Annotated in this window: 8 protein-coding genes and 1 tRNA gene; 6 read left to right on the forward strand and 3 right to left on the reverse strand. The window is 65.6% G+C overall.

Annotated features, from left to right (window positions below):
- The 4 genes from ACLJEU_RS05845 (at window position 1) to ACLJEU_RS05860 (ending at window position 3,654) form a co-directional block, all read left to right on the forward strand.
- Window positions 1–585 (forward strand): hypothetical protein, encoded by a 585-nt coding sequence (locus ACLJEU_RS05845; protein ID WP_414660500.1) that lies wholly within the window; start codon window positions 1–3, stop codon window positions 583–585.
- 194 nt (window positions 586–779) lie between these two features.
- Complete coding sequence (locus ACLJEU_RS05850) at window positions 780–2,072, forward strand: acyl-CoA synthetase family protein (protein WP_414660499.1); 1,293 nt, start codon at window positions 780–782, stop codon at window positions 2,070–2,072.
- The gene (gene pnuC, locus ACLJEU_RS05855) at window positions 2,069–2,629 is read left to right on the forward strand and encodes a nicotinamide riboside transporter PnuC (RefSeq protein ID WP_414660498.1); all 561 of its coding nucleotides are present in this window, start codon (window positions 2,069–2,071) and stop codon (window positions 2,627–2,629) included. Before ACLJEU_RS05850 ends, pnuC begins: the two co-directional genes overlap by 4 nt.
- Complete coding sequence (locus ACLJEU_RS05860; protein WP_414660497.1) at window positions 2,626–3,654, forward strand: AAA family ATPase; 1,029 nt, start codon at window positions 2,626–2,628, stop codon at window positions 3,652–3,654. The genes pnuC and ACLJEU_RS05860 overlap by 4 nt, the downstream gene beginning before the upstream one ends.
- 73 nt (window positions 3,655–3,727) lie before the next feature.
- Here the strand turns inward: ACLJEU_RS05860 and ACLJEU_RS05865 are convergent, their stop codons facing one another.
- From ACLJEU_RS05865 to ACLJEU_RS05875, 3 genes are all read right to left on the reverse strand, one after another.
- Window positions 3,728–8,512, reverse strand: coding sequence for a 2-oxoacid:acceptor oxidoreductase family protein (locus tag ACLJEU_RS05865; RefSeq protein ID WP_414660496.1), 4,785 nt, complete (start codon window positions 8,510–8,512; stop codon window positions 3,728–3,730).
- A 309-nt stretch (window positions 8,513–8,821) separates the two neighbouring features.
- On the reverse strand, window positions 8,822–12,124 hold the full coding sequence (locus ACLJEU_RS05870) for a PAS domain S-box protein (RefSeq protein ID WP_414660495.1): 3,303 nt from the start codon (window positions 12,122–12,124) through the stop codon (window positions 8,822–8,824).
- Window positions 12,125–12,282: 158 nt separating this feature from the next.
- Window positions 12,283–14,376 (reverse strand): S46 family peptidase, encoded by a 2,094-nt coding sequence (locus tag ACLJEU_RS05875; RefSeq protein WP_414660494.1) that lies wholly within the window; start codon window positions 14,374–14,376, stop codon window positions 12,283–12,285.
- 180 nt (window positions 14,377–14,556) lie between these two features.
- Here ACLJEU_RS05875 and ACLJEU_RS05880 point away from each other — a divergent pair.
- A tRNA-Ser gene (locus tag ACLJEU_RS05880) sits at window positions 14,557–14,644 on the forward strand.
- A gap of 606 nt (window positions 14,645–15,250) precedes the next feature.
- Complete coding sequence (locus ACLJEU_RS05885; RefSeq protein WP_457795389.1) at window positions 15,251–16,189, forward strand: IS110 family RNA-guided transposase; 939 nt, start codon at window positions 15,251–15,253, stop codon at window positions 16,187–16,189.
- Window positions 16,190–16,196: the final 7 nt, after the last annotated feature.

The raw sequence follows: 16,196 nt of genomic DNA on the forward strand, positions 1-16,196 counted from the left end.
ATGCAACGCGAAGGCCCACCGCTCGAATTGCTCCTCCGACGATTGACGGAGATCCCGGAGGATTTCCTCGCGGAACCGAGGATCGGATCGTCGGGCGTGATCGAGGTGAGGGCGGTCGTCGGCGACCTGCTGCGTCGGTGCGGCCAAGTGCCGAATCCGGCGGCCCTTCAGGCGTTCGCGGGCGTGGATCCGCGTCAGGATCGAAACCGGCTCGCGGTGACATTGATTGTCGCGTGGCTTCTGGCCGAGGACTGGTTTCAGCGCGCCCAGCTCCCGGCCGCCGATCTGATCAAAGTGTTGCGCGAAGATGTGGCGGAGATCGCGCCACTCGTGGCGGCGAAGAAACTCGTCACGGACCCGGAGCGCCGCGAGGAAGTCGCCCGTCTCGTTCTAGCCGGGTTGGGTTGCCGGCCGGCCGGCGAGAGCGTGGCGCAGGCGCAGGATCGGTTGACGACGCTCAGCTCGGTGGAGCGCGCCCGCGTGCTGAAAGTGTCGCAGGTGGCGGCCCGGCGCGCGCGGGAGATCCGCGAGGCGCTGGCGCGCAAGGCGGCGGAGGAGTCCGCGGACAAGTGGACGCGGGAGTGACGATGGAGCGGCACGAGGCACCGGCGGAGGGCGGCACCGGTAACGGTCGGACGGATGGCGGGGCGACCGGGGGCGGTCGCGGTCCGAGGGCGGACAGCATCCGTCCCGGGAGCGATCCGGACGATCGCGGGGGGAACGTCGAGTCCATCACGGACGCCGAGCGGTATCCGACTCTCAGTGACGCCGGTCGCCGGATGCTGGACTTTCTGCGTGAGCACCCGCGGGCGCCGATCTTCAGAAACGAAAGCGGCAACCGGCTGACGGCGTCCGAGGTGGAGTGCGTGCGGGCCTTTGAGGACGAAGTCCTGGCGGCGCGCGTGGGCTGGATGCCGGGCGGCGAACCCGATTGGGTCGGCGATTTCCTTGCGGGCTCGGTGGCGGACGTGCCGTTTTATCGGGCTTACGGTTCAGCGCCGCGGCGGTTGGCGGATTGTCCAACGATCTCCCGGGCGGATCTCAGTCGCGATGTCGCACAGTTCGTGCCGGACAGCGTGCCCGTTGCGCGGCTGATCAATTTTCGCACGAGCGGCACCACGGGGCATCCGCTGCTGCTGGCATCGCACCCGGTGGTGGCGGCGAGCTACCTGGCGTTTCACCGCCGGGCGTTGCGGCGCTTCGGCATTGAGCTGCAACACGGGCGCGGCCAGGTGGGCGTCGTCCTCCTCGGACTGCAGCGCAAGTGTTTCACCTATGTGTCGGTGACGCCGACGCGGAACGAATCCGGACTCGCGAAGATCAACCTGCATCCGAACGACTGGCGCGATCCGGCCGACCGGGCGGCGTACCTCGATGCGCTCGCGCCGGAAGTACTGGCCGGTGATCCCATTTCGTTCGCTGAGCTCCTGACGCTGCCGGTGACACTCCGGCCGCGGGCGCTGCTGTCGACGTCGATGACGCTGCTGGCGGGCTTGCGCGGGCGGCTTGAAGCCCGGTTTGGTTGTCCCGTGCTTGATCTATATTCGATGAACGAGGCCGGGCCGATTGCGGTCGCGGACGCGAGAGTGGGCGGCCATGTGCTGTTGCAACCCCGGATTTATGTGGAAATCCTGGACGCGGCGGGACGAGCCGTGACGAACGGGCAGCGGGGCGAAGTCACGCTTACGGGCGGATTCAATTTCTGCCTGCCGCTGCTCCGGTACCGGACCGGAGATTTTGCGTCGCTGCAACGGGTGGACGGCGAACCGGTGCTGATGGGTCTCGAAGGCCGGCCGCCGGTGCGGTTTCGGACCATGACTGGCGAGTGGGTCAACAACATCGAGGTCACGCACGCGATCCAGCGCCTCGCGATCCCGCAGTTCGCGCTCCACCAATTCAGCGATGGCGGACTGCGCTTGCAGCTGGCGGGAGCGGGTACGGAGGCGCACGCGGCAACGGAGATTCTCCACGGGCTCTTCGGAATGGCGCAGTCGATCCGCGTCGAGGCGGAAGCGAACTTTGCGGGCAAGGTGGTGCAGTATACCTCCGATCTGGCGTCGGCCGCCCCATGAATCCCTTCTGGGAGGTGGCGGCGAACGCGATGAACGCGGTCTCGGTCCTGCTGGCGGCGCGCAACAGCGTGCACACGTGGTGGACGGGGATCGTCGGGTGCGGATTGTTCGGCTGGGTGTTTTTCGGCACGCAGCTCTACGCCGATGTGACGCTCCAGGTTTTTTTCATCGTGACGAGTGCGATCGGATGGTGGCGCTGGCGTCCCGGCCGCTCCGGTGGCGAGCTGCCGGTGCGCCGCACGGCGGTGCGGGTGATGGCGGGTTGCCTGATTGTCGGCGTCGGCGTTGCGGCCGGTTACGGCGCCTTGCTGCGAAAGTTCACCGATGCGTTTGCGCCGTTCGTGGACTCGTTCGTCCTCGCCTTCAGCGTGCTTGCGCAGCTGCTGCTGATGGCGCGGCGCTATGAAACCTGGTGGTGCTGGCTGGTCGTGAATACGGTGGCGGTGCCGCTGTTTGTTTCGCGCGGGCTGCACCTGACGGCCGCGCTCTATGCGGTGTTCTGGGTTAACGCCTTCGTCGCGATGATGCGCTGGCGGCGGTCGGTGGTGGTGGCATGAGCGCGGTCAAACGCTTTCGCCGCGGCCTGGTGGTCGGCAAGTTCGCGCCGCTGCATCGCGGGCACGAATACGTGATTCGCCGCGCCGTCGCGGAGTGCGACGAGGTGGTCGTGATCAGCTATTCGAAACCGGAGATCCCCGGCTGCGAGCCGGAGAAACGCGCGCAGTGGTTGGCGGAGCTATTTCCCGCGACGCGGCGTCTGGTGTTGGCGGATACGGCCATCGCGCTGCCGGACAACGCGGCTGATGACACGACGCACCGCCGCTTCGTGGGCCGGGTGTGCGTGGACGAGTTGGGCGTGACCGTCGATGCCGTGTTCACGAGCGAGGCGTATGGCGATGGTTTCGCGCGCGAGCTCACGGCCTATTTTCGGACGAACGGTTTGCCGCACGCGCCGGCGGTGACGCATGTGCGGGTTGATCCGGACCGCGCGACCGTGCCGATCTCCGGCACCGCGATCCGAAGCGACGTTCACGCCCACCGCGGCTGGCTTGATCCGGCGGTCTATGCGTCGTTCGTGGAACGCGTCTGCTTCCTCGGCGGCGAATCCAGCGGAAAGAGCACCCTGGCGGCCGCGCTGGCGGCGGAGCTGGGCACCACGCACGTGCCCGAGTTCGCACGCGAACTGTGGGACGCCCGGCGTGGCGTGCTGGTGTTCGACGATCTGCGGACGATCGCCATCGAGCAGGTGCAACGCGAGGACGCGGCGGCGCGGCGCGCGGTGCGCAAGGTGTTTTGTGATACGTCGGCGCTGACCACCCGGCTGTACTCGCTGGAGATGTTCGGGCGCGTCGATCCCGAGGTGGAGCGGCTCGCGGCGCGGCGGTATGACCACGTCTTTCTCTGTGCGCCGGACTTCGCGTTTGTGCAGGATGGCACGCGCCGTGACGCGGCGTTTCGGCAGCGTCAGCACGCGTGGTATGAAGCCGAGTTGGCGCGGCGTGGGATGCGTTACCAGACGCTGGGCGGATCGCTGGTCGATCGGATGGAGCAGGTGAAGGCGGCGCTCGGGGTCACAGGGTAGGGCGGGAACGTGGGGCCGGCCGAACGGGGAAATGAAATCCCGCTCCGCCGGCCCCTCGGTTCTTCCCGGCCGTCTACTTCACCGCGGCCAGTTCAGCCGCGATGAGCTCGCGGGCGCGGGCTTTCGCGTCGGCCAGCGGAAGCTCTCCCTTCTCGATCTTGGCGAGGAAGGCCTTTTGCGCGAGGTAGTCCTTGTTCGTGATCCCGGCCTTGCTTTGCAGCATGCGCCAGGCTTTGCGGCGTTCGACGGCGAAGAGCACCATCTGGCGCGTCACGGCGTAGTAGTTCATCTTGCCGTGCTCCTCGGCCTTGATGCAGCAGCCGAAGTTTTTCACGAAACTCCGGTGTTGCGGATCGAAGACGCGGCGGTGCTGCACATCGTCCTGCGTGATGAAAGCCAGTTGATCATCCAGCAGCGTGAGCTTGGCCGCTTCGGCCTCCTTGATCGCTTTCACGTGCTTGCGGAAACGGGCTTCCGTGATGGCCCAATGGCCGACGCCGAAGTTGTATTCCTCGCCGGTGGTCGAGTACTTGGTCCGCCACCAATCCCGGTCCATGCTCGGGTTGCCCTTGAGATCGAAGGCTTCCTGGGAGGTTTCGCCCTTGCGGGGGTTGAACACGAACTCGGGCATGCCGCGGGCGTCGCGCACCATCTTGGCCTGATCGGCGCTCATGTTGTCGGCGACGCCGTGCTCGGGCTGGCAGGTGGTGTAGGCTTGGAAGAACGCGGTGCCGCGGTACTCGAGGCCGTCGAGCATCGCCTTGTAGAGCTTGGCGGCGTTGGCCATCGAGACCTGCGCGACGAACGGCGAACCGTGGCCGCTGGTGAAGGCTTCGGACACGTTCTTCTTTTCGATCAGCTTGCCCTGCGAGGCGGCGCCAAACTGGTTCATGTCGTAGCCGCCCAGCATCGTCGACGAATCGGAGTTCTGGCCGCCGGTGTTCGAGTACACCTGCGTGTCGAGCATGAGGATCTTCACGTTCGGCCGATTCTGCAGCACGACCTTCGAGACGTTCTGGAAACCGATGTCGCCGAGTGCGCCGTCGCCGCCGATGACCCAGACCTTCGGGAGCTCGCGGATTTCCCGCTCGGTCATGAGCGCGTCGTCCAGACGCGTGAGCGTGAAATACTCTGCTTCGCTGCAAACGTGCTCCGCGCGATCGAGCAGGGCGTCCGCCATGCGCTCCGGCGCGACGGAGCGGCGGGCGTGATCCACGATGATCGACTCGGCCATGAGCCAGGAGATCGTCGCGCCGTCCTGGAACAGCGAATTCATCCACGGGTACGGATGCGGATTCGCGGGCGGGGTGGAGCCGTAGACGGTGTTACAACCCGTGCTGGCGCCCATCATCATCACGGACATGCCGTTCGCGCGGCGGCCGTCGACGGACTGCAGCTCCTTGTGGTTGAAGGCGTCCTGCTCGAGCACCGCGGCCAGACCGCCGATCAGCTGGGCGTCGGTGATCGCGCCGTGCTTCGCCTCGTAGGCGGCGATGCGCGTTGCGGTATCGTCATCGTTTTCGCCACCGAGACCAACGATCACATGTGCGAACGTGCGATGGAAAAGGGCGTATTCGGTTTCCTGACGCGCCTTGAGCGCGGCGAGTTTGGCCGGGCCCTCGGCCTTGAGGCGCGCGGCCTTGGCCCGCAGGCGATCGGCCTTCGCGTGGTAGATCGGCCGCATGTAGGCCTCGGTCACGCTGGCGGCTGAGCGGAGAATGCTCTTTTCGCCGCAACCGGCGCACGCCCCGTCGCCCGAGACCAGCGCCTCGTAGTTGCGGCGCACCATGAGGTGATTCCGCAATGCGGCCTCGCGGGAACTGGCGGCGTCGCCGTCGTTGTAGAGACCGAGATATTTTTGCGGCGTGTCGGGCAGCAGGCGGGAGAATACCTGCGCGGTCGTGAGCTCGGCGTTGAGATCCTCGGTCTCGCGCGTCATGCGCAGCGCGTCGTGATCGCCGCAGACCTGCACGCATTCGCCGCAGCCCTTGCAGAGATCGGAGACGAAGATGGAAAACAGTCCGCCGGCACCGGGCGTCTTCGCCTCGATGGAGCGGAAGATCGCGGGGACATTCGAGTACGCCAGCGGGAGCTTGCCGATGATCTGGGTGAACTCGGCCCGGCCCTGCTCGGATACGCTGGTGAGCGCGTTGACCTCGGCGCTGATGATGTCCTTGAAGGGCACATTCGTCTTGGCCTTCACGGATTCATTCATCTTCACGCGGGCGCGCTGTTCGAGTCCGGCGAGTTCGGTGCCGAGCGTGCGGCGGTCCGCGAGATCCGAAACGTAGTTGTTCACCGCGGTCTTCAGCACGGTCGCGACGTCCTGCGAGGTGTTGGGCAGGGCGGTGTCGGGGCACGCGGTGATGCACTCCATGCACTGCGTGCAGTTTTCGGCGATGTAGACCGGCGTCTCGCGGCGCGCCACATACTTGGACTGCGTGGCGCCGGAGCCGGCGCCCATGACGCCGACGGAGGCAAACGCGCCCGCCGGTTGGTGGTAACCGAGGCCGGCGCGGAATTCGGAATCGAACTTAGAAAGCGTCTGAAACGGCGCGCGCGCGGGCTGCGCGGCGGGCATTGGCACGCTGCCGCAACCGGAGGAACTGCAGCCGGCGGTGGGCGGAAAGTGATGATCGCCGAGCGGCTTGAGCAGCGGATTCCGCATCGACGAACGGTCGGCGTCGTCGCCACGGCCGATCTTGATCTCGGTTACGCGCGCCCAGCCTTCGTTCATCACGGTCATGTTCGACTTAACGACGGCGTCGCCGAAACGGCCGAACTTCTTGACGTACTGCTTGTGCACGACCGCCTGGAACTGCTCCTCGGAGATCCCGAAGGTTTTCAGGAACGGCGAGACCCGGAAGAACGCGCCGAGGAAGGAGTTTCCCTGCATGCGGAGCTGCAGCTCGGTCTGGTTCGTCGCCTGCTTGGCGATGTCGAAGCCGGGCAGGATGTAGATGCGGATGTTGTTTTCCTGAATCCACTGCCGGTATTTCGCGGGCACGCGCTGCCACGCGACCTCGGGGGATTCGCTCGACTCCCACACGAGCGCGCCGCCCTTCTTGATCCCCTCGAGCGGATTCGTGTGCGTGAACGCCTTCGGGTCGCAGCAGAGGACGACGTCGACGTGGTTGAGCTCGCAGTTCACTTTGATCTGCGACGGGGCGACGGTGAGGTAGTAGTTGGTCGGCGCGCCTTTCTTCTCCGAACCGTATTTCGGGTTCGCCATGACGAAGAGCTTGTCCACGAGGAAGCCGTCGGCGTCGTAACTCGGATTCTGTTCGGAGATGAACTGACCGAAGTCACCGATGATGGATCCGAGGTTCTTGCCCGTCGTGATCATGCCCCAGCCGCCGATGGAATGAAACCGCACGGCGATCGCGCCCGGAGGCAGCAGCGAAGGCGTGTCCTTGCTGATCACCGCGTACGGATGATCGACGCCGAGCACGAAGAACGACTCGCCGTCCGCAGCGTTGCGTCCGTCTTTGCGGCGCGACGCGCCCGTCGCGAACTCGTACGCACCAATCGTGTGCTCGGGCCGGAAGTCGCGCGACCCGATGCCGTAGGCGCCGCGGAAGAGGCGGGGCGTTTCGGCGGGTGTGAGCGCGGGCAGGCCGGACGCGGAGCCGAATTTCGCGACCTCGTTCGCCTTGCCGAGTGCGACGCGGATGTCGCGCGCGAGCGGATTGTCACCAGCGAGACCTTCGTCGGTGCGCTCGAGAATGATGACGTTTTTCTTGCCCCGCAGGGCGTTGATGACCGCGGCTTCGGGGAAGGGACGGATGACGTTGACGTGGATCGAGCCCACCTTGCCGTTGCGCTGTTCGCGGATGTAGTCGCAGGCGGCCTCGACGTTGTCGGCGGCGCAACCGAGCGAGACGAAGACCGTGTCGGCGTCGTCGGTCTTGTACTCCTGGATGAAACCGTAATGGCGTCCGGTGAGCCGTCCGAACTCGGCGAACGCAACTTCAAGCATGCCGAGGATCGGTTCGTTGAAGTTGTTCCGGCGCGCGACGACGCCGTTCATGTGGTGCTCCTGATTCTGCACGGGACCGAGGAGCAGCGGGTTCTTCAAATCCATCATCCGCGGCACGCGGCGGCGGGTGGGGCCGAACAGTTCGCGCTGCGCCGGCGTGGGGCAGTCGATCTGATCGTCGGGAGCGCCGAGGAATTCACGGAGGAATTCGGCTTCGGGCGCGAGGTACATGCGCTCCGAGTGCGTGGTCAGCATGCCATCCTGGATGTTCATGCCGGGGTTCAACGAGAGCTCGTTGACCTTGCGCATGATGATGCCCTGGTCGGCGGCCTGCTGCGCGTCCTTGGCCATCATCATCGTCCAGCCCGTATCGAGGGCGGCGTAGAAATCGTCGTGGCCGCAGTGCACGTTGAGCGCGTGCTTCGTCAGCGCGCGCGCGCCGACCTGCAGGACCATCGTCGAGAGTTTGCCCGGCGCGTGGTAGTATTGCTCCATCGCGTAGACGATGCCCTGGCCGGAGGTGAAATTCACCGTGCGGCGGCCCTGCACGGCGTAGGCGGTGGCACCGCCCTGTGCCGCGTGTTCGCCCTCGGTTTCGACCGCGACTTTTTGCGCGCCCCAGACGTTCAACTCGCCCGAGGCGAAGGACTGCTGATAAATTTCGCCGCCTTCGGTTGACGGGGTGATGGGATAGAACACGCCGCCCTCGGTGACGCGCGTCTCGACGTACTGCGTGACGAGGAAGTTGCCATTGCACGTCACGCGAATGCCCGGGTATTTGGGCTTGGCGTGCCTGGCCAAGTCAGGCGGCGGAGCGACCTGCTGGGACGTAGCAAGTTTCGACGCAGGGGCGGACTCACCAGCGGTCGGGGTGCTCATGGAGGGTAACGTGGCGCTTAGGGGAGGCGCGGGTTGGAGGTTGAACGCGACGGTTGAGGTCGCGTTCGGAAAGCCGCCGTCAACATGGGGGGATCCGCCGCCGGTTCAAAGTAAAAGCGCGTCCGTCATCGATCCGTTTCTGCGTGCGCGGGTGCGCAGGCTCCGGGAGCGCAGGCGTCCCGCCTGCAGCCAAAGTTTCAATCTGGATTCCGCATGCTGCCGCGGAGCCTTCGGTCCGAGCCGATGCAGGCCGGAGGCCTGCGCTTCCGTGAAGGCGATTCAGTCCGCAGCAACCGACGATGCCCCCGCTCAGGTCGCGGAGCGCAGGTGCTGCGCGATGGCGCGGGCGAGTTCGTCGCGCAGCACCGGTTTGCGCAGGACCACGCGAGCCGGGGATTTTTCGAGCAGCCGCTGCCGAGCCGTCTCGATGTAACCGGTGATGACGATGATGGGAATATCGGGACGGATGCGGCTGAGGTGGCCGATCAACTCCGCGCCGTCCATCCCGGGCATGGCGAGGTCCGAGACGACGAGATCGAAGGTGCCCGGTGACGCCGTGAACTGCGCGAGCGCGGCTTCCGGTTCGGTGTGACGCGTGGCGCGGTAGCCGAGACTCTCGATGATTTTCTCGACGGCGAAACCGCACACGTTGTCGTCGTCGACAACCAGGATGTGCTCGCCGCGACCAAAGGGAATCTCGATGGGCGCCGGTTCGGCCGGGGCGACGTCCTCGGGTGCCGTTGGAAAATAAAGTTCGAACGTCGAACCCTCGCCCACGGTGCTGCGCACGGTGATCAGGCCCTCGTGGGATTGCACGATGCCGTGGACCACGGCGAGACCGAGGCCGGTGCCGATGCCGGTGCCCTTGGTGGTGAAAAACGGTTCGAAGATGTGCTCGAGCGTGGCGGCGTCCATGCCGTTGCCCTGATCGGCGATGGTGAGGCGCACCCAGCGGCCGGGTTTCAAATCGGGATTCGAAGCGGCGTCGTCTGGCGTGAGGGTGACGGCGTCGAGCGTCACCGCGATCTCCCCGCCGTTCGGCATCGCGTGCCAGGCGTTCGTGCAGAGGTTGAGCACGACCTGGTGAATCTGGGTCGAGTCGGCCAGCACCGACGGCGTGGTTTCGTCGATGGTGGGCTTGAGCTCGACCATCGGCGGCAGCGTGGAGCGCAGTAAACGCAACGCCTCACCCACCACGGGGTGGAGCCGTTGCGCCATGCGTTCGGTCTCGCTCTTGCGGCTGAAGGTGAGGATCTGCCGCACCAGATCGCGGGCGCGCTGGCTGGAGCTTGAAATTTGATCGAGCCAGGCGTGGGCCGGATGTCCCGGTTCGAGTTCAAGCCGCGCCAGATCAACGAAGCCGAACGTGCCGGTGAGGATGTTGTTGAAATCGTGCGCGATGCCGCCGGCGAGCGTGCCCAGCGATTCCATCTTGTGGCTCTGCCGCGCCTGCGCCTCGAGGTGGGTGCGTTCCTCCTCGGCGCGTTTCAGCTTGGTGACGTCGGTGATCGTGCCGACGTAGCCCGCGACTGAGCCGTCCGCATGCAGTTGCGCGCGCGACTGGCCGACCAGCCAGGTGATGGTCCCATCGGGGCGGAGGAAACGGAATTCGGCGGTGGACGACTCGCCGTTGCGCACGGCCTCGGCCCAGCCCTTGGTCACCCGCTCGCGATCCTGCGGGTGCAACGCCTGCTGCCAGCCGTCGCCCATGGCCTGTTCGAGCGTGACGCCGGCGATCTCGCACCAGCGCCGGCTGACGAACACGGTGCGGCCGCTCGTATCGGAACTGAAGATACCGGCGGGCGAGACGTCGGCCAGCAGGCGGAAGCGTTCCTCGCTCTGACGCAGCGCGGCCTCCGCGCGGCGTTGCTCGGTGATGTCGCGAAAACTCCACACGCGGCCGGCGGGCTCGCTGGCGACGAGCTGCGGCCGGGAGTAGCGCTCGAAGACGCGCCCGTCCTTGCAATGCAGCACGTCGAAGACCTCGTCCTCCGAGCGGGCGTACAGGTCGCGGACACTCGCGAGGAAGAGTTCGGGCGCGACGAGTTGGCTGAGGATGGTGCGCAGGACCTCGTCCTCCTTTTCGTGCACGCCCGCGTCGGCGATGGCCACGCCCCACATCTCCGCGAAATTCAAGTTGTAGGTTTCGATGCGGCCCTCGGCGTTGACGACCAGGATGGCGTCGGCGGTGGATTCGAGCGTCGCCCGCATCAAGGCCAGCGACCGGTCCCGGGCGGCCTCGGAGTGTTTGCGCGCAGTGATGTCCTGGACCGAGCTGACGCTGAAGCTCTCGCCGCCGAGGGTGATGAGGCAGCCGCTGTGCAGCGCGGTAAAAATCTCGCCGTTGCGCCGGCGCATCTCGGCTTCGAAGCCGGTGATTGTTCCCTCCGCGCGGAGGCGTTGCAGATAGCGATCCCGCAGGTTGGGATCGACCCAGAGGCCGAGTTCCAGCGTCGACTTGCCAATCACTTCCTCGCGGCCGTAGCCGAAGGCGGCAATGCCCGCCGCGTTGAGCTCCACGATGCGGCACTCGGGCATGGTGAGCAGGCCGATCACGATCGGACTCTGGTCGAAGACGCCGCGGTAGCGCGCCTCGCTTTCCCGCAGTGCGGCATTGCGTACTTCCGATTCGCGCACCGCGTCCTCATGGATCGCGGCGTTGTGCAGGACGAGCGCCGCCATCTGGGCGAGCAGCATGCCTTCGCGCAGATCCTCGGAGGTGAAGGGATAGCCGGGCTGTTCGCGGGCGACGCCCAGCACGCCCACGCACTCATGCGCGCGGACGATGGGAAACACCGCCGCGGTGTGCACGCCCGGGGCGCGTTGAAAATCCCGGCTCTCCGGATGCGCGGACACGCGATCGACGACGACGGGCAGGCGGGTTTCCACGGCCCGCCACGAAATTGCAGGCTCGCCGCGGCGCACGCGATCGCCGCCGGGAAAGTAGCGATCACGCGAATACGCGCGAAGCACGAGATCGCCCTGTTCGAGCAGCGAGATTTCCGCGTGCGGCGACTTGAGCAGGACCGAAGCGCGGGCCACGAGCGCCTGGAGCAGTTCACCGACGTTGCGCCGCCCGAGCAGTTCCAATGTTGTCTGGTTGAGCGCGGCGAGAAAGTCCGCCTGCCGGCGCACGGCTTCGTCGGCTCGCCGCCGATCCGTTACATCAAGAATCGCGCCGTCCCACACGACGGTGCCGTCGGCGACGGCGCGCGGTTGCGATCGAAAGCTGACCCAGCGTTCCTGTCCGGTGGAATTCTGAATCCGGACTTCGTGGGTGAAGGGTTTGAGTTCCTGCCGCGAACGTTCGCGTGCCTCGGCGAGGCCGGCGGCGTCGGTGGGATTGATCCGCATCGTCAGCCACGAGGCGTCGGTCGGGAGCTCGGCGGGCTGTTCGCCAAAGATGCGTTCGAAGCCGCGGCCGAGATACGTCAGCAGGTGCCGGCCGCTGCCCGAGATCACATACTGATAGAGGGCGCCCTCGGGAAAATTCTCGCTGATGAGCTCGAGTTGCCGCCGGCTGTCCCGAAACGGTGCCGCCGTGTCCGCCTTGGGTTCGGCGGCGGCCTGCCCCGCCAGTGAGGCGGCGTCGTCGGCTGGGGCGGTCGTCATGGCGCGGCGAGTGTGTGCAAACGAACGATGGAGAGAAGCCTGAAGAAGAGAGCCGCGCGAAGCGGCGGTGTTACTCCAGCAAGTCTAGTGCGTTTGTCGAAGCGGGCCAGCGGTCCCGGGCCCTTTCATGGATTTTTCAGGAATCGCCGGATCGGAGTCTAGCGCCGCTTTCCGGCCAGCAATTCTGCGACGAGGGCGTCGGCACCGTACACTTTGCGCATGGCCTCGATGATGCCGCGACAGTCGACACTCAGCGCGCGGGCCTGCCGGTCTTCATAGGCGAAGTCGAGCACGAGGCTCGCGAGATTGCCGTCGAAGATGATGCCGACGAACTCGCCGGCGGTGTTGACCACGGGGCTGCCGCTGTTGCCGCCGATGATGTCGGCGGTGTTCACGAAGTTGAAGGGCGTCGAGAGATCCAGCGCCGACTTCCGTTCGACCCAGCGCGGGGGCAAATCGAAGGGCTCGCGGTTCCGGTGTTCCGCGCTCCGGGCGTAGAGGCCGGCGAAGTCCGTATAGGCGGCGATGGTCCGACCGGCTTCCTCGTAGGAACGGACGGGCCCGTAGCTGAGCCGCAGGGTGAACGTCGCGTCCGGCGCGCGCGTCGGGCCTTCGAGGGCGAAGCGGGCCCGCTCGATGATGGCGTGGCCTTGTTGCTTCGTCTCGTCCGCGGCCTCCCATTCCTTGCGCAGCGCCCGCGCCTCGGCATCGATCGTGCGGGCGAGTTCGATCAGCGGATCGCGGGCCGCGGTGACGGCAGCCGCCCCGCCTTCGTAGAGTCTGCGCCGGGTGGCGACGTCGCGGACCTGCGTCCCTTGAATCAAGGTTGTGGCGCGCTCCCGCGGCGACTGGCCGGAGAGAATGGTCTGCACGAGCGGGTCGTCGTAGCCGAGGGTTTCCACGAAAAGCGTGAGTGCATCGGCGAGCAGGACGATTTCGAGATCAGCGTGGACGGGCTTGTCGGAAAACAACGCCAGCTCGAACGACTCGCGCCGGGCGTCGCCGAATTCCTTCAGGCGTTCGCCGTTGGGCTTCGGGCGTTCGTCGCCGGCGCGCAGCAGCGTTCGCGCGAAGGTGAACGAGTCACAGGCGAACGCGTGCCCGCCCTCGAGCAGGCGATGGCGTTTGTACAGGCGCGTCTGGGTCTGCACGGCCTCGGCGATGCGATCGAAGGCAGCGCGGACCGCGGCACCGTCTGCACGATCGCCCAGCTGCTGGCGGAAGGATTTCTCCTGGGCGGTCTTCGGCCCCATGATGCTGGCGGAATAAAGGCCGTTCTGGCGTCCGTCATAAACCTTCCGCGAATTCTGAATCCCGAACAGGTCGTCCTTGGCCCGGCGGGCGTTTTCCTCGCTGCGATCGCTCCAATTCTTGAGCGCCACTTCCAGGCGTTTCAGGCGCGGGATGACGTACGGGTATTGCGTGTCGCGGAGGAACTGCAGCTCGGCCAGCGTGAACTGGCGGTTCGTGCTGCCGGGATGGCCCGAGACAAACGTGAGATCGCCTTCGCGGGTGCCGGTCTTCGACCACGTCAGGTAGTGCTCGATCTGCGCGGGCTGGCCGTTTTCGTAGGCGCGGTAGACGCTCACATCGAGGTCGAAGCGGGGAAACTCGAAGTTGTCGGGATCGCCGCCGAAGAACGCTGCCTGCTGCTCGGGGGCGAACACGAGCCGGACGTCGGTGTAGCGTTTGAATCGGTAAAGATGATACGCGCCACCCTGGTAGAGCGTGACGACGTCGCTGCGCAGGCCGGTCTTCTCCTTCGACTCCTTTTCGATTTCCGCGATGATTTTCCGGCGGGCGGTCGCAGCGGCACCACCGGTGGCACCGGGCGGGATGCCGGCGTTGACGCGGGTGGTGACGTCCTCGATCGACTGCAGGACGTTCAATTCGAGATCGACGAGCTTCTTTTCCTCGGCGGGCGTCTTCGCAAGGAAGCCGTCGCGCAGGTAATTGTTTTTCTCGTCGCTGATTTTCTGCAGGTCGTCGGCCGCGACGTGGTGGTTGGTGATCACGAGGCCGTTGGCGGAGACGAAGGAGCCGGAGCCGCCGCTGTTGAAGCGAACGGACGCCTTCATGAGGTGCTGCAGCCAGGCGTCGGTCATCTCGAAGCCGTACTTCGCCTTCACCTGTGCGCGGGGCGGAGCGGAGAAGAGCCACATGCCTTCGTCGGCTTGGGCGGACGGCGCGACGAACGCGGTGAGGCTGGCGACCGTGGCGACCAGGGGAGGCAGCGAGGAAGGCAGTTTCATGACGATGATGAGGAAGTGGACGGGGCGCGGGAATGCCAGCTGTAAGCGACGAGCGGCGGGAGGGCCGCGGGCGGACGATGATTGCGCGAAATTCCCTTGTTGACCCCTGCGGGCGCGGGGCATTTCTTCCACCCCTTCGCCTGTCGGCGGGTCCTGTTTGGGTCTCGTTGGGCATCACCCGGAGAGGTGGCAGAGTGGTCGAATGCGCGCGCTTGGAAAGCGCGTGAACCGCAAGGTTCCGGGGGTTCGAATCCCTCCCTCTCCGCCAGCCTTCGCCAAGCCTACGGCTGGCAGGCCGAATCCAGAGGCTGACTGGCGTCAGCCGGACAAAGGGGGAGGACCTTGCGGAGGCTGCCCTCCGTAGGCTTGGCGAAGGAGGGCTTTAGTTTTCGACCGAATCGCGGCCCTCGATTCTGCGTACCGGCTGCTGACGATGTGCGCTGCTCAAACTTCGGGTGTTCCGCGCATGGGCCCACGCAACTCCGCCGGCAGGTGCTCGGGCGATGCACTCCGTGTACCTCCTCTAAAGTTCGGGGTCGTAAGGGGTCAGGCTGTCGCACGTTGCAGCCTGAGTTCCACGCTCCGGCAGGTGGGCGGTTAATGGTGCTGCAACGTGCAACAGCCTTGTATCTTGAACGGCGAAGGTCTGGTTGCGGCTTCCGAGAATGGGCGACAGGCTCGTCGGAGGAAGCCGCAACCAGACCGGTGGCGACTCCCTTTCCGAGTCAGATCGATAACATGGCCTTGAGACGCCAGGTGATCTCGTGGGTCAGCGCGGTCGGCTCGGGATTCTTCATACAAACTCGAACCGTTGGAAGAGCGCGGGCCTCACGGCCGCGCAGCTCGAATCGCAAGACAGAGCGCTATGAATAAAATGACCGAACCAGCTCCGACCTACGCCGGAGTCGATATCTGCAAAGAAGCGTTGGATGTCTCGCTCGTTGGACGCAGTCCGGAGCGCTACGACAACGCCGCCGCCGGAATCACTGGCCTCATCGAATCGCTGGGCAAAATGGCGGGCCCGGTGCACGTGATTTGTGAACCGAGTGGCGGCTACGAACGCGAGCTACTGGAGGCGTTATGGGCCGCCAACATTCCCGTCAGCTTGGTCAACGCTGCCCGCGTGCGGTCGTTTGCCAGGGCGCAAGGGCTGCTGGCGAAGACCGACGAGATTGATGCGTCGGTGCTACGGGAGTTTGGTGAACTCCTTCAGCCCCCGGTCCTCGAAGCTCCTTCGCCCTCACGCCAAAGACTCGCCGCGCTGGTCCAGCGCCGGGAGCAACTGGTGAACCTGCTCACAATGGAGGAACAGCGACTGATGCAGACTCGCGACGTCGTGCTCAAAAAGCTGATCCAAAGTCTAATCGGGGAGCTGCAGAAACAGGTCCAGCAAATCGAGGTGATGATTGAGCAACAGATCGATGACGATGACACGTTGCGCGGGCAGAGCGCGCGGCTGCAACAGGTCAAAGGCATCGGGAAAGTAACCGCCTCCACCATCTTGGCCGAGCTCCCCGAACTGGGGAAACTCAGCCGCAAGCAAGTCGGAGCACTCGCGGGTGTCGCGCCCTATAATCGCGACAGTGGCACCCTCCGCGGTCGACGAACTATCCGCGGCGGTCGAGTAAAAGTCCGCCGCGTCCTCTACCTGGCGGCCCTCGTCGCCACCCGATTCAACCCCGTTCTGAAATCATTCTATCAACGACTCGTCGCCGCAGGTAAGCCTAAGAAAGTAGCCATCACCGCCGTCATGCGGAAGCTCGTCGTCCTTCTCAACCACCTCATTAAAAATCCTCAATTTAACCTCGCCTGAAAGACCG

The sequence above is a fragment of the Terrisphaera buseokensis genome, assembly GCF_047521145.2.
GTDB lineage: Bacteria > Verrucomicrobiota > Verrucomicrobiia > Opitutales > Opitutaceae > ER46.